Origin of the sequence: Novosphingobium malaysiense (genome assembly GCF_000802225.1) — a bacterium.
Taxonomy (GTDB): Bacteria; Pseudomonadota; Alphaproteobacteria; order Sphingomonadales; family Sphingomonadaceae; genus Novosphingobium; species Novosphingobium malaysiense.
In genome coordinates this window covers 328,180-350,211 of record NZ_JTDI01000002.1, presented here as the reverse complement: position 1 = coordinate 350,211, position 22,032 = coordinate 328,180, and the positions used below count along the sequence as shown (strand labels likewise).

The window sequence follows — 22,032 nt, the reverse complement described above, 5'->3', positions numbered from 1 at the left end:
GCGCAGCTGGTGTAGAGGCATCGCGGGAATGGGAATCGTCTGGAGGAAACCGGCCATGAAGAAGTCCGTATCTGCCTTTGCCGCATCCATGCTTGCCGCAGCCTCGTTGCTGGGGGTGCCTGCCGCGCAGGCCAAGCCCAAGCTTACCGGTGAGGAACAACTCGCCAAGATGCTCGAGGGCCGTGAAGCCGGAAAGCCCGTGAACTGCATTCCGCTTTCGCAGGCCACCGACACCACCGTCATCCCCAAGACCGCGATCGTCTATCGCGTCGGTTCGACGCTCTACGTCAACCGCCCGACCAATGCCGATCTGCTCGACGATGACGATATCCTCGTCACGCGCCTGTTCGGTTCGCAACTCTGCAGCGTCGATACAGTGCAACTGCACGACCGCGGTGGCGCCCACATGTGGAGCGGCTTCGTCGGTCTGCGCGAGTTCGTGCCGTACAAGAAGGTCAAGTCCTCGGACAAGTAATGTCCCGAGTCCGCGTCTCCTGAAGAAAGCGGCCGCGAGCATGCTCCCGGCCGCTTTCTGCATGCCGCTGCCGAACGCACCGCTGAAATTGCATTTGTCCCCCTGAGGGGTAGAGTACGCGCATGGTAGCGAACCGGGGATACAACTCGACCAGCGCGAAGACGCGCCTGCGGCTGATCGAAGCCGCTTCCGAAATTCTCGACGAGGAAGGCTACCCCGCCTTCACCGCCCGCCGCATCGCCAGTCGCGCCGGGCTCAAGCCCCAACTCGTGCACTACTATTTCCGCTCGATGGAAGATCTCGTGGTCACCGTGTTCAAGCGGTCCTCGGCAAACTACTTCCGCCTTCACGACGAGGCCCTGTCCAGTGCGCGTCCGCTCCACGCGCTCTGGCGCCTCAACTGCCATATCCCGGAAGCGCGCCGAATGCTGGAATACGTCGCGCTGGGAAAGATCTATCCCGCCCTGCGCGCGGAGATGCGCGCCAGTGGCGAGAGCTTTCGCGCACTCCAGATCGAAGCCATCGAGAATGTCTGCGCCAGGCGGGGCATAGCGAACCCTCCCATGTCGGCAGCATCGCTCGCCGCGATGATGTCCGCCGTGGCCCGCAGCATCGTCATCGAAAACAATGTGGCGATGACCGTGGGCCACGACGAGATCCATGCCTTCGTCGAAGCGACGATCGATCAATACGACCCAGGCTAATTCCGCTTGCCCACCGGGCATTGTTTCGACCCGATCTCTCCCACCATGCGACTTGACAGGTGTACAGTCCCGAATAAGGATGTGTACATCATGAGGGCTTGCAAGCTGCCAAGATGAGCAGACAGCCAAATAAATATACGAACAGCGCGTGATGTATTCGCACGCGCTGGTGAGAGGGAGAGGAAAATGGCTTACCGTAACAAGGACTTGCGCCTGCGCGCTTTACTTGCGACCGCGGCGACCGGGGCGCTGGCACTGGCCAGTCCGGCAGCGGCGCAAGACACGCAGGAACCGGCCGGCGACACGTCGAAGAGGACCTATGGTCTCAACGAAATCATCGTGACGGCCCAACACCGCACCGAGAACCTGCAGGAAGTGCCGATTGCCGTGGCCGCCGTAAGCTCGGACACGCTGGACCGGGTGGGCATCAACGAGACCAACACCATCAGCCAGGTCGTACCTGCTGTGAACTTCCAGCGTTCGGGTGCAAGCGGACTGTTCTTCGTGCGCGGCGTCGGCACCACCAACGCATCCGTGGGTGACGAGGGATCGAATGCCTTCTACGTCGACGGTGTCTACATTCCCGACCTTTCGGGCACGGTCACCCAGTTCAACAATATCGAGCGCATCGAGGTGCTCAAGGGGCCGCAGGGCACGCTGTTCGGCCGCAACGCCTTCGGCGGCCTGATCCATATCATCACCAAGGAACCCGGCGACTACCTCGAAGCCCAGGGTGAAGCCGGCTACGCCAACTACCAGACGGTTCACGGCAAGCTCTATGTCGGCGGCCCGATCACCGACAAGGTCAGCATGGACCTTGCCCTGACGGGCTACGACCAGGCCAAGGGCTGGGGGCGCAACATAACGCTCGATCGCGACATCAAGAAGATGACCTATTGGGGCGCACGTTCAAAGCTGGTCTGGCGCCCCACCGACACGGTCAAGGTGACGATCGCCGGCGACTACTACGACATGGACGACAATACCGCGATCGGCTGGTCGATCGACGAGGACTATCCCAGCCGCGGCTTCACCGGCCCGGTCTATTCCGTCGGCTCGCTGGATACGGCCGCCAACGACTATTCGCTCACGCAGCTCAAGAACTGGGGCATCAGCGGCACCGTCGAAGCCGACCTCGGCGCGGTCTCGCTTACCAGCATCAGTTCGGTGCGCGACAGCAAGAACGACAGCGATTTCGACGTCGACGCCGGTCCGCTGCCCTGGCTGCGCATCGCCTTCACCTCGGGATCGCGTGCCTATCAGCAGGAACTGCGCCTTGCCTCGAACAACACCGATCCGCTGGCCTGGCAATTCGGCGTCTTCTACCTGCGCTCGGAAGTCTTCAACCAGTCGACCTTCTCGGGCCTGGGGCTGACGCCGCTTTCCGCCCTGTACATCGATGCCACGCTGGACACCGATTCCTACGCGGGCTTCGGTGAGGTCAGCTACAAGATCACCCCGACAACAACGCTGACCGGCGGCCTGCGCTACACCAAGGACATCCGCAAGCTGGGCGGCGGCCAGTCGCCGATCATCGGCACGACCATGCTCCCGCAGATCCCGACGACGGGCAAGATTTCCTACGGCAAGTTCACCTGGCGCGCCGCGATCCGGCAGGAAATCACCGACACCGTCAGCGCCTATGCCTCGTACAACCGGGGCTTCAAGGCGGGGACCTATTCGCTGCAGAGCCCGGCCAATGCCCCGGTCCGGCCGCAATACATCGATGCCTACGAGATCGGCGTGAAATCCGAATTGCTCGACCGCAGGCTGCGCCTCAATGCCTCGGCGTTCCACTACGACATCTCGAACTACCAGATCCGCTCTGCGGCGCTGAGCAACCTGGGTTCGGCGGTGCTGCTCAACGCGGCATCGGTGAAGGTCGACGGTCTCGACGTCGAATTCGAGGCGGCGCCGGTCGACAACCTGCGCATCTTCGGCGGCTTCACCTGGCTCGACTCCCGGTTCGACAACTTCGGCGCGCCGGGGTCGGAATACCAGGCGCCGTTCATCTATCCGCTGCCGGCCGTCTGCGACGCGCCCGGAACGTCGGATCCGGGCACGACCACCGGCACGCCTTCCGGCGGCTTCCTGACATGCCTAGGCGATGCCTCGGGTTTCCAGACCCCCGGCTCGCCGGACTTCACCGGCAGCCTGGGCGTGAGCCTGACGGTTCCGGTGCGTGAAAGCGGCGAACTGCGCTTCAACCTGCTCGGCAGCTACAACAGCGGCTTCCCGTTCGAATCCGACGGTACGCTGCGTCAGAAGAAGTACGGGTTGCTCAACGGCTCGGTCGCCTATTGGCTCAACGAGCACTGGGGCGTGGAACTGTGGGGCAAGAACCTGACCAACACCAAGTACTTCCAGCAGAAGATCTCGACCGGGCTCGGCGCCACGACCGCGCGCGCGGCTCCGGCGACTTACGGCGTGACGGTGAAGTTCGACTACTGACCAGCGTCAGCCAGGAATTGCGAGAAGCTCCCGGAACCTGCCGCGTTCCGGGGGCTTTTCCTTGCAGCGGTCATTTGGAGCGAACCCTGACTTTTCATCTTCACCCCGCTTCGAAGACTTCCAGCTCCAAGCGGAAAATCGCGCGCTGGGCATTGGGCGGCATCTATGCCGTAGCCGGTATCCTTCATATTGCCGCGCCCGCCCCTTTCGTATCGATCGTTCCGCCCTGGGTTCCGGCCCCCGCCGCGGTAGTGGCTCTCACGGGCGTGGCAGAACTGGCAGGCGCGGCCGGGCTGCTCCAGCGATTTTCGAGAGGATTGCGCAAGGCCGCAGCATGGGGCCTTGCCGCCTATGCCTTGTGCGTCTGGCCGGCAAACGTCCAGCACATGTTGATCGACCTCGCCAGGCCGGACCAAGGGCTGGGACTGGCCTATCACATCCCGCGCCTGGCGTTTCAGCCGGTCCTCATCTGGTGGGCGCTCTGGGCAGGAGGCGTTACGGACTGGCCGCGCGGCTCCCGCCCCTGAGCCCGGCTACATTCCGAGCTGGCCGCGGATCGCGCCGTTGGGATATTCGCCGGTGTGAAGGTTGACGTAATAATCGGTGAAGTTGGCCTTCATCGCATCCTGCAGCCATTCGGGAGCGCCGACACAACCCTGGAAGCCACCCTCGGGGGCCTTTTCCAGCGTAATGACCGGCGGACCGTTTTCGCCCATCGCGCCGCGGTGGATGTGAGCCCCCGTGATCGGTCCGATCCCCTGGATGTCGTGCACGTTGTAGCACACGCGATCGAGATTCTTCGCGACACTGACTTCGGCCGTGGCGCTGCCATCCGGGTCGCCGCCACCGACTTCCTGTGCTCCGGTCAGCTGTGCAGTGTAGGTTGTCGTGGTCGCCTGTACGGCGGTTTCCTCGACCGTGGCGCAACCGGCCAGGGCGGTGGCTCCGACCAGCGCAGCGAAGACAATCGGACGATTCATGGCTCTCTCCGGGTTTGCTTGGGTAAAGCGAAACAACGTACCGCGAGCCGTCGAGTTCCTTCAGCCGCGCGGGCCGACGGTCACTCCCACTCGATCGTGCCGGGCGGCTTCGACGTATAGTCGTAGACCACGCGGTTGATGCCCTTGACCTCGTTGATGATGCGGGTCGCGACGCGGCTCAGGAAAGCGGCGTCGAACGGATAGATATCCGCCGTCATGCCGTCGGTGGAGGTCACGGCACGCAGGCCGCAGACGCTGTCGTAGGTGCGCCCGTCGCCCATCACGCCGACGGTCTTGACCGGCAGCAGCACCGCGAAGGCCTGCCAGATCGCGTCGTAAAGCCCGGCATTGCGGATTTCCTCGAGATAGATCGCGTCGGCCTTGCGCAGGATATCGCAGCGCTCGCGGCTGACTTCGCCGGGGATACGGATGGCAAGGCCCGGCCCCGGGAACGGGTGACGGCCGACGAAGACATCGGGCAGACCGAGTTCGCGGCCGAGTTCGCGCACTTCATCCTTGAACAGTTCGCGCAGCGGCTCGACCAGTTTCATGTCCATGCGCTCGGGCAGGCCGCCGACGTTGTGGTGGCTCTTGATCGTCACCGAGGGACCACCGGTAAACGACACCGATTCGATCACGTCGGGATAGAGCGTGCCCTGCGCGAGGAACTCGGCGCCGCCGATCTTCTTCGCCTCGTCCTCGAACACGTCGATGAAGGTCTTGCCGATGAACTTGCGCTTCCTCTCCGGATCGGTCTCGCCTTCGAGTCCTTTCAGGAACAGCGTCGAGGCGTCCACGTGGACGAGCGGAATGTTGTAGTGGCCGCGGAACAGCGAGACGACCTGTTCGGCCTCGCCCATGCGCATCAACCCGTGGTCGACGAAGACGCAGGTCAGCTGGTCGCCGATCGCCTCGTGGATCAGCACCGCGGCGACGGCGGAATCGACACCGCCCGAAAGGCCGCAAATCACGCGCTTGTCGCCGACCTGCTCGCGAATCTCGTCGATCTTGGCCTTGCGGAACTCGGCCATGGTCCAGTCGCCGGACAGGCCGCAGACGTGGCGGACGAAGTTCTTGAGCAGCTTGCCGCCGTCGGGCGTGTGCACCACTTCGGGGTGGAACTGCATCGCGTAGATACGCTTCTCGTCGTTGGCGATCACCGCGAAGGGCGCGCCCGGGCTGGACGCGACGGGGCGGAAGCCCTCGGCGAGCTGCGAGACCTTGTCGCCGTGGCTCATCCAGACCTGGTGCTTCTCACCGACTTCCCAAAGGCCGTCGAACAGGGCGCATTCGTCCTCGATCTCGATGAAGGCGCGGCCGAATTCGCCGGCATCGCCGAGCAGCACTTCGCCGCCCATTTGATGCATCAGTGACTGCTGGCCGTAGCAGATACCCAGCATCGGCCGGCCGCTGTCGAGAATCACGTCGGGAATGCGCGGGCCGTTCTCGTCGAGCACCGAGGCAGGGGATCCGGAGAGGATGATGCCGGCCGGGTCCATGCGGTTGAAGGCCTCTTCCGCGGCATTGAACGGCGCGATTTCCGAATAGACGCCCGCTTCGCGCACGCGGCGCGCGATCAACTGGGTCACCTGGCTGCCGAAGTCGACGATCAGGACCGATTCAGATGTCTGGATGCTCATGGCAGGCCCCTAATAGCGCGCGCGGCACCTGTCCAGATGGCGGGAGAGCGGCTTCCGTCAGATACCACGCCGCGTCATCGCACTTGCAAAACATGCAAGTAATATTGTTGCTTTTGAATTTGCGATAATTTCGCTCGTTCCTATTTCGCTCTTGCCACCCGAGCGAGCGGACTCGCCGGGAATGAGGTATAACAAAAACTGTGTTTGCAGGAGCATAACAATGACCATCGTCGAACGCACGTTCGGCCTGGCCGCGGCGCTTGGCGCCAGCGCGCTGGCATTTGCGCTGCCCCTCGCCTGACCGAGGCCGATGCGCGACATGCAATAGTGTCCCTAAAATTGCATGAGTGATCTGGGCGGCTGGCAAGGCCGCCCTTTTCGTTTCCCTTGGCTCCGCGATTGCCGTTTTCGAGACGCATTCATTTTCTGCTTGCAAAATTACTAACCTAGGTTATATTAAGCAAGGTAAGGGGTTGATTCGCCCCTGTTGAGATTGGAGAAAGACTATGACCCTCGCCGAAAAGTCGATCGGTTTCGCTGCCGCCCTTGGCGCTTTCGTCATGGCGTTCGCTATCACCCTGGCCTGACCCGGCCTGCGGGGGAACCGCGCACCAGCAAGAAGGGCGGCCTCTCGGGGCCGCCCTTCTTGCGTTGGAGCGCACCCGAAGAGGCCTATGCCCCCGAAACGCTCCCCAGCAGGAACGCCAGGACGACGCCCAAGGCCGTCGCGACGCCGGCAAGGTGCATGTCGCTGCGGTAGGCCTTGGGAAAGACCTCGGTTGCAAGGCTCGCCACCACGGCTCCGGCGGCAATGCAGCGGATCACTGCCAGCACGTGTTCGCTCGCTTCGTCGAGCATGAGATTGCCGACGATGGCAGCGGCCGACAGCAGCAGCGCGGTTCCTGCCCAGAGCCAGAACACTTGCGCCTTCGGATAGTTCTGCCGCGCCATGTCCCGCGCGCCGCCGGCCGCCTCGGGCAGGTTGGACAGGAAGATCGATCCCGCCAGTGCTGCGACTTCGGCCGGTGTCGCGCCGATCAGCGCCACGCCGAGGGCAAGGTTCTCGGGCACCCCGTCCAGCGTGATCGCCGCCAGCAGTCCGCCCCCCGAATTCGCACCCCACTTCTCGTCGATCAGATAGTCCGCGCCGGCAAAGAGCAGGGAACCGATCGCCACGCCCAACGTGGCCGCGCCGACGCTCGACCGCTCGATCGACGGTTCGATCAACTCGGTCACGAGCGAGAGCAGCAAGGCACCGCCCGCGAGCGCGACCAGCAACCCCTCGAGCGTCTCGTTCAGCCTGCCGAACAATCCCCACGCCGCGCCTGCCAGCAAGGCGCCGGAAACGACAGCGACGACGAGCAGGGTCATGATCATGGCAAATTGTTCCGATCGGCCATCAAGGTGCACGACACAAACTGCCGGCTTCGCTCGGATGTTCCTCCAAACGCGAAAGGGCGGCCATGCTCGCCGCCCTTTCCTTTGAACGCTGGCGCGAGGGTCAACCCGCCAGCGTCTTGACCAGATCGTAGAGGTAGTCACGCGCGGTATAGAGCGCCCGCGCCTCGACGCGCTCGTTCAAGCCGTGCGTGCCGTTGCCGTCCGGGTCGGTCCAGACGCTCGGTACGCCGTAAACCGGGATGCCCACCGCGCCGATATAGACCCCGTCGGTCGCCCCGGTGGACATCGAGGGTATTACCGGCACGCCCGGGAAGTACTTCGCCGCGAGCTTTTCCACCGGCTTGGTGATCCTGGGATCGAGCGGCGGCGGCGAGGCGATCGGCTTGTCCTTCACCTTGGGCTCGATGGTGATGCTCGGATCGTCGATCACCTGGGCGAGCACCGCCTGGGTTTCCTCGGTCGTGCGGCCGGGGAACATGCGGCAATTGACGTTGGCCTCGGCCCGCTGCGGCAAGGCGTTCAGCGCGTGCCCGGCGTCGACCAGCGTGGCAACGCAGGTCGTGCGCAGCATCGAATGCAGCATCTTGTCCTGGTCGACGATGGCGAGCGCCGCCTTGTCCTCGGGATTGGCGACCAGGGCCTCCATTGCCGCCCCCGTCTCGCCGCCGCGCATCTTGCCCGCCTTGGTGAAATAGGCACGGGTGGTGTCGGTAAACTGAACCGGGAACTCGTGGGCGCCGATCTTGAGCAGCGCGGCGGACAGTTCATAGATCGCATTGTCCGGCACCGGCTGCGAGCTGTGCCCGCCGGGGTTCGTCGCCGTCAGCGTGAAGTCCTGATAGGCCTTCTCACCCACCTGCAGCGTCTGAACCAGCAAGTGCCCCATGCCGTCGGTCTTGCCGCCGCCGCCTTCGTTGAGTGCGAATTCGGCATCGATCAGGTCGCGCTTGTTCTGCGCCAGCCACTCGGCGCCGTTGAACGCACCGCTCGTTTCCTCGCCACAGGTCAGCGCCAGCTTGATCGTGCGCTTCGGCTTGTATCCGGCCTTGGCGAAGCGGACCAGCGTATCGGTCCAGATCGAGGCCATCGCCTTGTCGTCCACCGTCCCGCGGGCGTAGTAGTAGCCGTCCTCTTCCACGAGCGTGAAGGGATCGCGCTCCCAGTCCTCGGGCTTGGCTTCGACCACGTCGATATGCGCCAGCAGCAGCATGGGCTTCACGCTGGCATCGGCGCCCGGATAGATCGCGACGAGGCCGCCGTCCTTGGGGTGCTCCGGCGTCGAGAAGGCAATGATCTGGTCATCCTTCATGCCTGCCGCCTTGAGCCGCGCCGCCATCTTGGCTGCAGCCTCGGTGCAACTGCCGTGCGTGACGGTCGTATCAGTCTCGACCAGTTCCTTGTAGAGTCCGAAGAAAGCCTGCTGATCGGCGCGCAGCTTGGGCATGGGCGCGCTGGGCGCCGCCTGTGCCACGCCCGAAACCGCAAGCGCCCCCGCGGCCAATCCCATCAAACACCTGTACAATTCCCGTCTCCTGTTCCGAGCAACCCTGAACCGCGCCGGATTGAAGCACATCCGCCGGCGAAGGCAACTGCCGATCGCGCGCCGGTAGCCGCTGGCCCCTGCTCTGTGGAAAAGCCCTGCCGCGATGCCGCTTTTGCTTGGGTTTGACGGGCGCAAACCCTATATGCTGGCCATGGCTACTGAACCCGAAAACGGCAAGAACTCCAACACCTACGGCGCAGATTCGATCAAGGTCCTCAAGGGACTCGACGCCGTACGCAAGCGCCCCGGCATGTATATCGGCGATACCGATGACGGTTCGGGCCTGCACCACATGGTTTTCGAGGTGTCGGACAACGCCATCGACGAGGCGCTCGCGGGTCACTGCGACCTCGTACTGATCGAGCTCAACCCCGACGGATCCGTCTCGGTGGAAGACAACGGCCGCGGCATTCCCACCGACATGCACAAGGAAGAAGGCGTCTCGGCGGCCGAGGTCATCATGACCCAGCTCCACGCGGGCGGAAAGTTCGAGAACACCAGCGACGACAACGCCTACAAGGTCTCCGGCGGTCTGCACGGCGTGGGCGTCTCGGTGGTGAACGCGCTGTCCGAATGGCTGGAACTGACGATCTGGCGCGACGGCAAGGAGCACTGGATGCGTTTCGAGCACGGCGATGCGGTTTCGCCGCTCGAAGTGCGCGGCGATGCGCCGAAAACCGAGAAGAACCCGGACGACAACGGCTTCAAGAAGGGCACGCGCGTGACCTTCCTCGCCTCGACCGACACCTTCAAGAACGTCACCGAATTCGATTTCGACAAGCTCGAGCACCGCTACCGCGAACTCGCCTTCCTCAATTCCGGGGTGCGCATCCTGCTGCGCGACAAGCGGCACGAGGAAGTGCTCGAGCACGATCTGTACTACGAGGGCGGCATCGGCGCCTTCGTGCAGTTCCTCGACCGCAACAAGCAGGCGATGATGCCCGATCCCATCGCCATCTCGGCCGAGAAGGACGGCATCGGCATCGAGGTCGCGCTGGAGTGGAACGATTCGTATTACGAAAACGTCCTGTGCTTCACCAACAACATCCCGCAGCGTGACGGCGGCACCCACCTCGCCGCGTTCCGCGCTGCGCTGACCCGCACATTGAACGGCTATGCCGAGCGTTCCGGCCTGCTGAAGAAGGAAAAGGTCTCGCTTTCGGGCGACGACATGCGCGAGGGCCTGACTGCGATCGTTTCGGTCAAGCTGCCCGACCCCAAGTTCTCCTCGCAGACCAAGGACAAGCTGGTCAGCTCCGAAGTGCGCCAGCCGCTCGAATCGCTGATGAGCGACAAGATGACCGACTGGCTGGAAGAGAACCCGGCCACCGCCAAGGCCATCGTCCAGAAGATCATCGACGCCGCCGCCGCGCGCGAAGCCGCCCGCCGTGCGCGTGAGCTGACCCGTCGCAAGGGCGCGATGGACATCGCCAGCCTGCCCGGCAAGCTCGCCGACTGCCAGGAGCGCGATCCCAGCAAGTGCGAGCTGTTCCTGGTCGAGGGTGACTCCGCGGGCGGTTCGGCCAAGCAGGGCCGCGACCGGCACTATCAGGCGATCCTGCCGCTCAAGGGCAAGATCCTCAACGTCGAGCGCGCGCGCTTCGACCGCATCATTTCCTCCAAGGAAGTCGGCACGCTGATCCAGGCCATGGGCACCGGCATCCGCGACGATTTCAATCTGGAAAAGCTGCGCTACCACAAGATCGTCATCATGACCGACGCCGACGTCGACGGTGCCCACATCCGCACCCTGCTGCTGACGTTCTTCCACCGCCAGATGCCCGAGATCATCCGCGCCGGGCACCTCTTCATCGCCCAGCCGCCGCTGTTCAAGGTCGCCAAGGGGCGCAGCGAGGTCTATCTCAAGGACCAGGCCGCGCTCGACCGCTACCTGGTCGAAGGCGGGCTGAGCGGACGCGTGCTGGAGACCGCCGGCGGCGCCCGCAGCGGCCCCGATCTGGCTTCGCTGGTCGAGCATGCGATCCGTATGCGCAACCTCATGGCCTTCGTGCCCCGCCGCTACGATCCGGTGATCATCGAGGCGCTGGCCCTGGCCGGCGCGCTGGCGCCGGACCTGTCCGCCGCCGACCGCAACGCCGCGCTGGACAAGGCGACACAGTGGCTCGACCGCGCCGACAGCGAGGCCAGGTGGGCCGCGCGCATGACCGAAGACGGCAATGTCGAGGTCGAGCGCCTGTGGCGCGGCGTGACCGATCACCACAAGATCGAGGCCGCCTTCCTCACCAGCGCCGAGGCCCGCAAGCTCGCTCGCCTCGCGGCCGAGAACGCCGAGGTCTACGAAGGCACCGCCCGCCTCGTGCGCGCCGGCACCGAGGCCACGGAGCCCGAATCCGCCGAGAGCGACGAGGGCGAGGACACCGCCGCAACCCGCCCGACCGTCGATGCCGGTACGATCACCCGGCCGAGCCAGCTTATCGAGCAGGTGCTGGCCGCGGGCCGCAAGGGCCTCTCGATCCAGCGCTACAAGGGCCTTGGCGAGATGAACGCCGAGCAACTCTGGGAAACCACGCTCGATCCGGAAAACCGCGCGCTGCTGCAGGTCAAGGTGGAAGACGCCGACGTGACCGACGAAATCTTCACCCGCCTGATGGGCGACATCGTCGAACCGCGCCGCGACTTCATCCAGGAAAACGCACTCAACGTGGCGAACCTGGACGTCTGACGCCTTGACGCTTCAACCGTTCGAACCCGTCGCCCCCCTTCCGCCCCTACCAGCGTGCGGATGGAAATGCTGAATTTCCTGAACGGTGGCGGCCGTATGGCCGAGCAAATTCTTGCCTACGACTGGTCCGATCATCCGCTCGGGCCGCCGGAGCAATGGCCTGCCACGCTCAAGACGACGGTCGCGATCGTGCTCAGTTCGCACTTCCCGCAATGCATCGTGTGGGGCGCTGACCTGACCACCATCCCCAACGACGCCTTCTTGCCGATACTCGGCCGCAAGCCGCCTGCGCTGGGCAGGCCGTTCAGCGAAGTCTGGTCCGAAGTCTGGAACAATATCGGGCCGATTGCCGAGCGCGCCTATGCCGGCGAACCCACGTTCATCGAGGACTACCCCCTCGAGATCGAGCGTGAAGGAAACCCGGAAAGCGCGTGGTTCACCTTCTGCTACAGCCCCGTCCGGGACGAGTATGGCAAGGTCGTCGGCATGCTCGACACCGTGATCGAGACGACGCCGACGGTTCTTGGCCGCAAGCAGTCGGAAGTCGTGGCGCAGGAGCTGGTCCACCGGGTCAAGAACGCACTCGCCGTTGCCCAGGCCATCGCCGCACAGACACTGCGCGGCGAGATCAGCCTGGCCGATGCCCGCGAGCGCCTCGAGAGCCGCCTGCAGGCCATGGCCCGCACCCACGATGTGCTGATCCGGTCGGACTGGAACGAGGCCGACGTGGCCGACATCATCAATCACATCGTCGCCCCGCATCTCGACCACCCAGAGCGCGCGATCGTCGAAGGGCCGCGAGTAGTGGTGACGGGGCGCCAGACGCTTTCGCTGGCACTGGCGATCCACGAACTGGCCACCAATGCGAGCAAGTATGGCGCGCTGAGCGCCCCGGAGGGCCGCATTGCGATACGTTGGACGCGCCACCAAGACGGAACCGATTCCGCCTTCGTCCTGACATGGCAGGAAAGCGGCTCCCCCACATCCGAAGAGCCCTCGCGCAAAGGGTTCGGAACGCAAATCCTGACGCGCATGCTGCCTGCCGATTTTCAGGGGCACAGCGACCTGACCTTCGAGGCAGAGGGCCTGCGTTTCACGCTCACCGCGCCAGCCTCTGCGCTTGCAACCGTGAAGCCATCATCGCGCCAGTGACGCTACGCCCACCGATGGCGCGTTTCACAAGGCCGAGAGCCTGACTGCGCCGCGGAACGCAATTCGCCTTCGCGGGTTTGCTTGTGCATGGCTCAAGACACCACCAACGCCCGCGCGAAGAAGCCGTCCGGCAAAGGCGCCGGCCGGAAAGGCAACGGCGGGAAGAAGAGCGGACCGCGCAAGGCAGAATCCGCATCCGACCGGCAACAGGTTCACACCAAGAGGCGCGGCGAGAAACGCGCGCAGGCCTATCGCCGGCTCGCGCAGCGCTACGCCGAAGAGGCCGCCGTCACGCTGCCCACCGTGCTGACCGGGCAGGCCCGACGCGAACACGTGCGCGCGACCATCCTGGAGGATCACGCCGAGCGGCTGGAAGCCCATGCGCAGGGCACCGACCTCAAGTTCAAGGAACTGGCGAAGGACCTCTACAAGTACTTCCGCGGTACGGCGCTGGTGTTCTACCGCGACATCGCCGGCACTGACGCGGCGCTGCCAAAGGTCCTGCTGCTGGGAGACGTCCATCCCGGAAATTTCGGCGTGATGCCCAACCGCGACAACGTGCCGATCTTCTCGGTCAACGACTTCGACGAGGTTACCTACGGACCTTTCACCTGGGATCTCAAGCGCGGCGCGACCGGCTTCGTACTCGGTGCAAAATGCGAAGGTGGTCTCAAGAAGAAGAAGCGGCGCAAGGTCGCTGCCTGCTTTCTGCAGGGCTACATCAGGGGCCTGCGCCATTTTGCCGAGCACGAAACCGAAACGCACGAAGTGATCCGGATGGACAATGCGCCGCCGATCATTGCCCGTCTGTTCGAGGAAGCCGCCAGCAGTCGAGATGCATGGTTGCGCGAAAAGCACCATGACGAACAGCGCAAGGGCTTCCGCGCCTCGGACGAGATCGAGCCGGTGTCCTCGCGCCGCGACGAATTCCAGCAACACGTGGAGCGCCTCGCCGAGACCAACGCTATCTGCAAGGGCGGCCGCTGCGGAGACCTGAAAGTGAAGGACGTCGCCGTGCGGCACGGTGCAGGCACGGCATCGCTGGGCCTCGCGCGCTTCTATGTCATGCTGGAAGGCCCCAACGGCGACGGCTGCGACGACATAATCGTCGAATTCAAGCGCGCCCGCAGCAGCGCCCTGGACGGCATCGTGCCCACCGGCGACCTCGACCCCGGCAAACTGGCGGACCGTATCGCCAAGGGCCAGCGCGTCCACCTGCCCAATGGCGATGCCTTCTACGGGGCGATCGAGATCGAGGGCAAAAGCTTCCTCACCCGCGAGCGCGCGCCATACCGCGAGGACATGGACCTCGACGACCTCGACTACGACGCGTGGCGGGAATACGCCGACGCCTGCGGTTTCTCGCTTGCCCTCGCCCATGCCCGTTCGGACGATGCCGGCGCCATCGACCATGACGTGGAGCCAGCGATACTCAAGGCAATGGAACCCCATGACCTGTTCGTGGACGACGTCGTCTGCTTTGCCGAAGAAGCGGCGCGCCGTATCAAGAAGGACTGGAAGGCCTACAAGCGCGACTGGAAGCTGGGCGGCCTTTCGCGCAAGGCGCTCGAACTCTAGCAACATGACACATCCGCAATTGCGGCACGCGATAGCGACGCACGGGCAACAGGCGTCGCGAAATCGCGGTTCTCGTATCGCCGCGTTCGTGGCAGAATCGTCCTCATGAACCGCCACTTCGGATCCACTCCTTCCGCCGCCGACTTCGAGGCGCTGGCGCATGCGGCCTTCGCGCGCATCCCCGCGCCCTTTGCCGACCACCTCGATGGCATCACCGTCCACATCCAGGAATACGCCGATGCCGAAACGCTCGCGGCAGTGGGCCTCACGGACCCGTTCCAGCTGACCGGGCTCTACCACGGCCGGCCGATGAGCGAGGAATCGGTTTGGAGTTCGGGACAATTTCCGCCGCGCATCACGCTCTACCGGCAGCCTCTCCTTGCCGAATGGCGGCAGACCGGCGTGCGGCTGGAAGACCTCGTCACCCACGTCGTGGTCCACGAGGTCGGTCATCACTTCGGCCTCTCGGACGAACAGATGCACGACCTCGAACAGGACCAGCCTTAGAAAACGGCAACGCCCCGTGCGCAATTTGGTCGTTGGAGCGTCATGTTTCCATGCGATAGAGCGACGCCATGATCTTCAAGGCCCTGACTCGCTCCGCCCCCCTGGCCGCCCTCTCCCTGCTCGCAGCCTGCGCCACGCCGCAAACCGCCCATCGCGCTTCGGCGCCGACGGCTCAGGGCGTCGACGTCGGCATCATCGCGATCAACGATTTCCACGGTGCACTCGAACCGCCCAAGGCGGCGGTAGCGGCTCCGGACGGAAAGGGCGGATCGATACCCGTGCCCGCGGGCGGGGCTGCATGGCTGGCCTCCGCGGTCGATGCGCTCAAGGCCGAGCATCCCAACAACGTGGTGGTGGCGGCAGGCGATCTCACAAGCGCGTCGCAGCTTGCCTCCTCGCTGCATCTCGACGAGCCGGCAGTCGGCGTAATGAATCGCATCGGGCTCGAGTTCAACGCGGTGGGCAACCACGAATTCGACCGCGGCTGGAAGGAACTGCAGCGCCTGCAGAGCGGCGGCTGCGAGAAAAACACGCGGCTCCAGCCCTGCCAACTCGAGCAGTTCCAGGGTGCGCGATACAAGTACCTGTCCGCCAGCACTTACAAGACGGATGGAAAAACCCTGTTTCCGGCGACGGGCCTCAAGAGCTTCGGCACCGGCGCGAACAAGGTGACGGTCGGCTTCATCGGCCTCTCGCTGCGCGACGTGCCGATGCTGGTCGCTCCGGAAGAGGTCAAGGGCCTGACCTTCGGCGACGAGGCAGAGGCGATCAACCGCGAAATCCCCCGGCTCAAGGCCCAAGGCGCCGATGCCGTGGTCGTGCTGATCCACCAGGGCGGCAAGACGACGCTGGGCGACTCCAATGGCTGCGACAACCTGACTGGCGCGATCAAGCCGATCCTCGACAAGCTCGATCCCGGCGTCGACCTCGTCGTTTCCGGCCACACACACTGGCAATACGTGTGCCACTACGGCCAGAGCGGCGATGGCTCCTCGATCCTGCTGACCAGCGCCGGCGTCTATGGCAAACTGGTGACGGACATCACCCTCACCATCGATCCGCAAACGCACCGCGTCATCGCCAAGACCGCGCGCAACGTGATCGTGCAATCGGAAGGGTATTCGAGCGGGCGCGGCGATGTGCCGAACACCAGGCTCTACCCGCGCTTCCGCCCCCGCAAGGACGTGGCCCGGTACGTCGCGTCCTACGTCAAGGATGCCAAGGACCTGGTCTCGCGGCCCGTCGGCAAGATTTCCGGCCCTGCCTCCAAGCCTTCGAGCGAGAGCGAATTCGGCGGGCCGCTGGGCAACCTGATCGCCGATTCCCAGCTTGCGGCCAGCAAGAAGGCCGGCGCGCAGATTGCGTTCACCAACCCCTTCGGCATCCGCGCCCCGCTCGATCCGGCGCCCGATGGTACCGTGACCTTCGGGCAGGTCTATGCCGTGCAACCGTTCAACAACGATCTCGTGACGATGACGCTCACCGGTTCGCAGCTCTACGACCTGATCGAGGAAGGGCTGGACGATGAAGGCGCGCAGCAGGCGCTCGCGCCGTCGGCAGGCGTCAAGTACACCTTCGACATGAGCCGCCCGTCGGGAAGCCGTCTCGTTTCGCTGACGCTGAACGGGGAGCCGATCAATCCAGTGGCCACCTACCGGGTGACCGTCGTCAATTTCCTCGCCGAGGGCGGCGACGGCTTCACCACTTTCACCGAGGGCACAAACGAGGTGCGCGGCATGATCGACAACGAAGCCTTCCAGCAATGGATCGCCGCCGTCCCCGTCCGCGAGGTCCCGAAGGAAGAGCGTGCCGTGAAGGTAGGGGGCTGAGGCGCATCGCCCTGGCCGGCAAGGACCCGATCAGAACCCTGCGCCATCCGGCCAGTCGGGCGAGGTCAGGCCCATGACCTTGAACAGGGCGCCCATCTGCCCCTCGCCGATAAGGCGCTCCTTGGCGGACTGGATGGCCGCGGCGTGCTGCGGGGCGAAGGCGGCGAGATTGTCGGCCCGGGTCTCGATTCCCAGTTCGCGCAGGAAACGGCCCTGCGTGACCGTGCCGAGATGTCGCGCGCCGCGGGCCAGGGCGGCATTGGCCATGGCCGCGAAATCGACGTGGCATGTCAGGTCCGCTTCGCCCGGCAGCGCGAAGGGATCGACCTTGGTATGGGCCTTGAGCGCCTGCAAGGTGGAGCCCGTCCGCATCCGGTCGTGACCGTAGTCGATAAACAGCGCCGCGCCGCCCTGATCGACGAGACGGCCGGCAATCTCGTAGACGACGGCGGAGGCGCCCGGACAGGTTTCGATCAGCGTGCCTTCAGGCTGGTCCTTCAGTTCTGCCGGCACGGCCGCATCCATCGGCTTTTCGCCGGCGACCGGCACGAAGCGCCCTTCACGACAATCGACCATGCGCTCGCGCCACCCCTGCCCGGTCTTCACCAGCTGGCGCACCGGCAGTGCATCGAGGAACTCGTTGGCGATCACCAGCATCGGCCCGTGGAGCGGCAGGCTGGAAACGTCGTGGTGCCAGTGGGCCTGGGGGACGGCGGCGAGCTGGATGTCCTTGAGCGCGGTCGAGCTCTCGACGAAATGGACCCTGGGCTCCAGCCCGTAGCGCTTCATCGCCCGCAGCGCATCGCGCGCCAGCGTGCCGCGGCCGGGCCCCAGCTCGACGTAATGCACGTCCTCGTCGCGGCCGGCGCGGATCCAGATGTCGGCCAGCCACAGACCGATCAGTTCGCCGAACATCTGGCTGATCTCGGGTGCGGTGATGAAGTCGCCGCCGCTGCCGAGCGGGTCCTTGTCGGCATAGTACCGGGCGTTCGATTCGCCCATGTAGTGCATCACCGAAATCGGACCGTAGTTGGCGATCAGCCGCTGGAAGATCGCCGAGAGCGGTTCCGCGCCCCGCTCCATCAGGCCGCCGCGGCGCTCGCCGGCCGACCACTCGCCAGTGCCGGCTTCATCAACGCGCGCAGCACGAAGAACAGGCCGAGCGCAATCAGCGGGATCGTCAGCCACTGCCCCATCGAAAGCCCCGTGTTGCGCGCGAATTCGGCAAGCTGGGCATCCGGCTGGCGGTAGAATTCGACGATGAAACGCGCACAGCCGATACCGACGGTGAAGACGCCGACCATCAGTCCGGGCCGGAAGCGGGCGCGGGTCTTCCAGAACAGCAGCAGCATGACCACGATCATCAGCAGCCCTTCCAGTCCCGCCTCGTACAGCTGGCTGGGGTGGCGGGGGAGCGGGCCGGCATCGGGGAAGACCATCGCCCAGGGCACGCTTGCATCGGTCACCCGGCCCCAGAGTTCGCCGTTCACGAAATTGGCGAGCCGGCCGAACATCATGCCGAAAGGCACGCAGACGGCAATGTAGTCCGCCACGCGCAGGAAATTGAGGCCATTGCGCCAAGAGACCCAGGCCAGCGCGAGCAACACGCCGATCAGGCCGCCATGGAAGCTCATGCCGCCATGCCAGAGCTGGACCAGTTCGGTCGGGTGCAGCCACATGCTGGGGATGTCGGAATTGCCGCCGGTGTAGAATGTGGCATAGCCGAGGCGCCCGCCCAGGATGATGCCGAGCGTGCAGTAGAAGAACAGGTCGTCGGCATGGCGCTGCGCCATCGGCGCGCCGGGCGCCTTGATCATGCGCGTGAGGTGCCAGTAGCCAAGGACGATGCCTGCGAGATAGGCCAGCGAGTACCAGCGCAGTTCGAAGCTGCCGATCTTGAAGAGATAGTTCGAGAGGTGAAGGTTCACCCAGTAGATCGGTTCATGCACTTGGGCCGCAGCCGCGGCGGCCAGAGGTATCAGGGACAAGTTTTCGACCTCGCTGGCTTATCGTTGGACCCCGGCGCGCATGCGGCGCGCTCGGACACCGGCGCCTTCTGGCATAGCCCGCGCATCGATGGTAGCCGCGTTTTCACACATGCCGACGCTTTGTCGCTTCCAGCGATCGCCGCCGAACGGAGCTGCCGATCACGATGATCGCTCCGGCTGCCTTTCAATAGCCATGGCGACGGTCTAAAGCCGCGCCATGAACAGCGTGATCCGCATTCCTTCGCCCCGAACCGTGATCGATCGGCGCGACCTCGTCGAGCGCATAGATGCCATCGTCGCCGAACATGGCGCGACAAAGCGGCGCAAGCATATCGTCGATCTGCTGCGCGGCGCCCTGGATGCGGGCCGCGTGGAGATTGCGCGCCGCCTGGTGGAGAAACCATCGGCCGGGCACGAAGTCGCCGAAGCGCAGGCTTTCCTTACCGACCAACTGATCCGCATCATCCACGACTACGTCGTTACCCACGTCTATCCGGTCAACAACCGCTCGAAGGGAGAGCGGCTGACGATCATGGCGGTGGGCGGCTATGGCCGCGGCGAGATGGCCCCCCACTCGGATGTCGACATCGCGTTTCTCACCCCGATGAAGCAGACGCCATGGTGCGAGCAGGTCATCGAGGCGATGCTCTACTTCATGTGGGACCTCTCGCTGAAGGTCGGCCATTCGAGCCGTTCGCTCGACGACATGGTGCGCATGTCGAAATCCGACCTGACGATCCGCACCGCGATGCTCGAAGGCCGCTACGTCTGGGGCGACCAGGACCTTTACGAGGAAGCCCGCCAGCGTTTCTGGATGGACGTCGTCTCGGGCACCGAACGGCAGTTCGTGGTCGAAAAGCTGGCCGAGCGCGACGAGCGGCACAAGCGCATGGGCGACAGCCGCTACGTCGTCGAGCCCAATGTGAAGGAAGGCAAGGGCAGCTTGCGCGACCTGCACACGCTCTACTGGATCGGCAAGTACATCCACAAGGTGCGCGATCCTTCGGAACTGGTCTCGGTCGGCCTGCTCACCCGCAAGGAATATCTCGCCTTCCGCCGCGCCGAGAACTTCTTCTGGGCCGTGCGCTGCCATCTGCACACGATCACCAACCGCGCCGAGGACCGCCTGACCTTCGACATGCAGCGTGAAGTCGCGGCGCGGATGAACTTTTCCGACCGTCCCGGCAAAAGCGCGGTCGAGCGGTTCATGCAGATGTTCTTTCTGCAGGCCAAGGTTGTCGGCAACCTCACCGGCGTGTTCCTGGCCCAGCTCGACGAGCAGTTCGCCAAGAAGCAGCCGCGCGGCCTGCTGGCCGGTTTCCGCGCCCGCGAACGCGTGGTGAAGGGCTACAAGGTCTTTGGCGGCCGCATCAAGGCCCCCTCGGACGACTGGTTCGCGACCGATCCGGTCCGCCTGATCGAGATCTTCGTGATTGCCGACAAGGAAGGTTTCGAGATCCATCCCGAAACCATGCGCCTGATTTCGCGCGATGCGGTGCTGATCAAGAAGAACGTCCGCCACGACAGGCGGGCCAACGACCTGTTCATGGACCTGCTGACCAGCCGCAACAATCCGGAAGTGACGCTGCGCTGGTTCAACGAGGCGGGCGTCTTCGGGCGCTTCGTGACCGAATTCGGCCGCGTCAACGCGCAGATGCAGTTCGACATGTATCATCACTACACGGTCGATGAGCACACGATCCGCGCGATCGGCCTGCTCTCGCGCATCGAGAAGGGCGAGTTTGAGCAGGATCACCCGCTCGCGCACACCATGGTCCACAAGGTTCGCTCGCGCCGCGCGCTCTATGCCGCGGTGCTGCTGCACGACATCGCCAAGGGGCGCGGCGGCGACCACTCGGTGCTGGGCGCCGAGATCGCGCTCAAGCTGTGTCCGCGCTTCGGCCTCGACGACGAGGAAACCGACCTCGTTTCGTGGCTGGTTCGCCAGCACCTGCTGCTGTCTGCCACGGCGTTCAAGCGGGACCTCTCGGACGGCAAGACGATCGCCGATTTCGTCAAGGTCGTGCAGTCGCTCGACCGCCTGCGCCAGCTCACCATCCTCACCATCGTCGACATCCGCGCGGTGGGGCCGGGGACCTGGAACTCGTGGAAGCGCCAGCTCATCGGCGAACTCTATTCGGCAACCGAGGAACGTCTGCGCCTGGGCCATGCCGAATTCGGACGCGAAAAGCGGGTGGCGGCAAAGAAGGCAGCCGTCGCGGCGATGGGTCCAGAATACGAGACCCTCGTGGCCAAAGTCGGCACCAAGTTCGTCGATGCCTACTGGATCGCCGAAAGCGAAGACGTCATCGGCAAGAACCTTGCGCAGCTCGAAGCGGCAGAGAAGCTGGAACACCCGCTCTCGATCCATACCGAATACTATCCGGCGCACGGGGCCACGCTGGTCACGGTCATCGCCTCGGACCATCCCGGCCTGTTCTACCGCATCGCCGGGGGCATTCACCTGGCCGGCGGCAACATCATCGATGCCCGCATCCACACCACCCGCACCGGCCGCGCGGTCGACAATTTCCTCGTCCAGGATCCGCTCGAGCGGCCGTTCCGGGAGAAGAGCCAGCTCGAGCGGCTGCGCACCTCGATCGAAAATGCGCTGGCCAACCGCATCCAGATCCTGCCGCAGCTTGTCGCCAAGCCCGACGCGCGGCCGCGGGCCGATGCCTTCGAGGTCCGCCCGCGGGTGATCTTCGACAACCAGGCCTCCAACCGCTTCACCGTGGTCGAGGTCAATGCCCGGGACCGCCCGGCACTGCTCAACCGGCTGGCCCATGCGCTGTTCGAATCCCGGCTCATGGTCCACTCGGCGCATATCGCCACCTACGGCGAACGCGCTGCGGACACGTTCTACGTCACCGACCTGCTGGGCGAGAAGATAACCTCCAGCAGCCGCCTCAAGGGACTGGAACGGCGCCTTCTGGAGGCCACCAGCGAACAGACCGCCGAGGACGTGGCGGCCTGACACGGACCGGTACCACTCCACTCGATCACCCGGAATGGACGAGCCGGTCGCTCGCCCCTGACGAGATCGTTACCTTCGACCTGGCCGGCGACCGATTGGCTTCGCCCGCACCCAACGGAGAGAA

Annotated in this window: 17 protein-coding genes; 10 read left to right on the top strand and 7 right to left on the bottom strand. The window is 64.6% G+C overall.

Annotation, left to right across the window (positions count from 1 at the left end; all coding sequences use genetic code 11):
* Positions 1-55: 55 nt before the first annotated feature.
* From LK12_RS06580 to LK12_RS06565, 4 genes are all read left to right on the top strand, one after another.
* On the top strand, positions 56-475 hold the full coding sequence (locus tag LK12_RS06580; RefSeq protein ID WP_039280879.1) for a hypothetical protein: 420 nt from the start codon (positions 56-58) through the stop codon (positions 473-475).
* Positions 476-597: 122 nt separating this feature from the next.
* The gene (locus tag LK12_RS06575) at positions 598-1,179 is read left to right on the top strand and encodes a TetR/AcrR family transcriptional regulator (protein WP_039280877.1); all 582 of its coding nucleotides are present in this window, start codon (positions 598-600) and stop codon (positions 1,177-1,179) included.
* Positions 1,180-1,365: 186 nt separating this feature from the next.
* Complete coding sequence (locus LK12_RS06570; RefSeq protein WP_039280876.1) at positions 1,366-3,630, top strand: TonB-dependent receptor; 2,265 nt, start codon at positions 1,366-1,368, stop codon at positions 3,628-3,630.
* 74 nt (positions 3,631-3,704) lie between these two features.
* Positions 3,705-4,157: a DoxX family protein gene (locus LK12_RS06565; protein WP_407938132.1), complete on the top strand. Its 453-nt coding sequence runs from the start codon at positions 3,705-3,707 to the stop codon at positions 4,155-4,157.
* A 6-nt stretch (positions 4,158-4,163) separates the two neighbouring features.
* Here LK12_RS06565 and LK12_RS06560 read toward each other — a convergent pair whose 3' ends face one another.
* The 5 genes from LK12_RS06560 to LK12_RS06545 all read right to left on the bottom strand — a co-directional run bounded on the left by LK12_RS06560 (position 4,164) and on the right by LK12_RS06545 (position 9,158).
* Positions 4,164-4,610: a CHRD domain-containing protein gene (locus LK12_RS06560; protein ID WP_052223223.1), complete on the bottom strand. Its 447-nt coding sequence runs from the start codon at positions 4,608-4,610 to the stop codon at positions 4,164-4,166.
* A gap of 80 nt (positions 4,611-4,690) precedes the next feature.
* Positions 4,691-6,250, bottom strand: coding sequence for a glutamine-hydrolyzing GMP synthase (gene guaA / locus LK12_RS06555; protein WP_039280872.1), 1,560 nt, complete (start codon positions 6,248-6,250; stop codon positions 4,691-4,693).
* 57 nt (positions 6,251-6,307) lie between these two features.
* A complete protein-coding gene (locus tag LK12_RS24580) occupies positions 6,308-6,571 on the bottom strand; it encodes a hypothetical protein (protein WP_156135419.1) in 264 nt (87 codons plus the stop codon).
* Between the two features lie 351 nt (positions 6,572-6,922).
* The gene (locus LK12_RS06550; protein WP_231568262.1) at positions 6,923-7,621 is read right to left on the bottom strand and encodes a ZIP family metal transporter; all 699 of its coding nucleotides are present in this window, start codon (positions 7,619-7,621) and stop codon (positions 6,923-6,925) included.
* 130 nt (positions 7,622-7,751) lie between these two features.
* On the bottom strand, positions 7,752-9,158 hold the full coding sequence (locus LK12_RS06545) for a M20/M25/M40 family metallo-hydrolase (protein WP_039280869.1): 1,407 nt from the start codon (positions 9,156-9,158) through the stop codon (positions 7,752-7,754).
* A 187-nt stretch (positions 9,159-9,345) separates the two neighbouring features.
* On the opposite strand from LK12_RS06545, the gene gyrB reads away from it, so the two are divergent.
* The 5 genes from gyrB to LK12_RS06520 all read left to right on the top strand — a co-directional run bounded on the left by gyrB (position 9,346) and on the right by LK12_RS06520 (position 16,943).
* Complete coding sequence (gene gyrB, locus LK12_RS06540; protein WP_039281627.1) at positions 9,346-11,877, top strand: DNA topoisomerase (ATP-hydrolyzing) subunit B; 2,532 nt, start codon at positions 9,346-9,348, stop codon at positions 11,875-11,877.
* Between the two features lie 96 nt (positions 11,878-11,973).
* Complete coding sequence (locus LK12_RS06535) at positions 11,974-13,029, top strand: sensor histidine kinase (protein WP_197063482.1); 1,056 nt, start codon at positions 11,974-11,976, stop codon at positions 13,027-13,029.
* An 87-nt stretch (positions 13,030-13,116) separates the two neighbouring features.
* Positions 13,117-14,607, top strand: a complete 1,491-nt coding sequence (locus LK12_RS06530; protein WP_039280868.1) for a DUF2252 domain-containing protein — start codon at positions 13,117-13,119, stop codon at positions 14,605-14,607.
* 105 nt (positions 14,608-14,712) lie between these two features.
* A complete protein-coding gene (locus LK12_RS06525) occupies positions 14,713-15,114 on the top strand; it encodes a metallopeptidase family protein (protein ID WP_039280867.1) in 402 nt (133 codons plus the stop codon).
* Positions 15,115-15,182: 68 nt separating this feature from the next.
* On the top strand, positions 15,183-16,943 hold the full coding sequence (locus LK12_RS06520) for a bifunctional metallophosphatase/5'-nucleotidase (protein ID WP_039280865.1): 1,761 nt from the start codon (positions 15,183-15,185) through the stop codon (positions 16,941-16,943).
* Between the two features lie 30 nt (positions 16,944-16,973).
* Here LK12_RS06520 and LK12_RS06515 read toward each other — a convergent pair whose 3' ends face one another.
* A complete protein-coding gene (locus tag LK12_RS06515) occupies positions 16,974-18,026 on the bottom strand; it encodes a class I SAM-dependent methyltransferase (RefSeq protein WP_039280863.1) in 1,053 nt (350 codons plus the stop codon).
* Complete coding sequence (gene lgt / locus LK12_RS06510; RefSeq protein ID WP_039280860.1) at positions 18,026-18,931, bottom strand: prolipoprotein diacylglyceryl transferase; 906 nt, start codon at positions 18,929-18,931, stop codon at positions 18,026-18,028. The genes LK12_RS06515 and lgt overlap by 1 nt, the downstream gene beginning before the upstream one ends.
* A gap of 217 nt (positions 18,932-19,148) precedes the next feature.
* On the opposite strand from lgt, the gene LK12_RS06505 reads away from it, so the two are divergent.
* Positions 19,149-21,908, top strand: a complete 2,760-nt coding sequence (locus tag LK12_RS06505; protein WP_039280858.1) for a [protein-PII] uridylyltransferase — start codon at positions 19,149-19,151, stop codon at positions 21,906-21,908.
* The last annotated feature ends 124 nt before the right edge of the window (positions 21,909-22,032 follow it).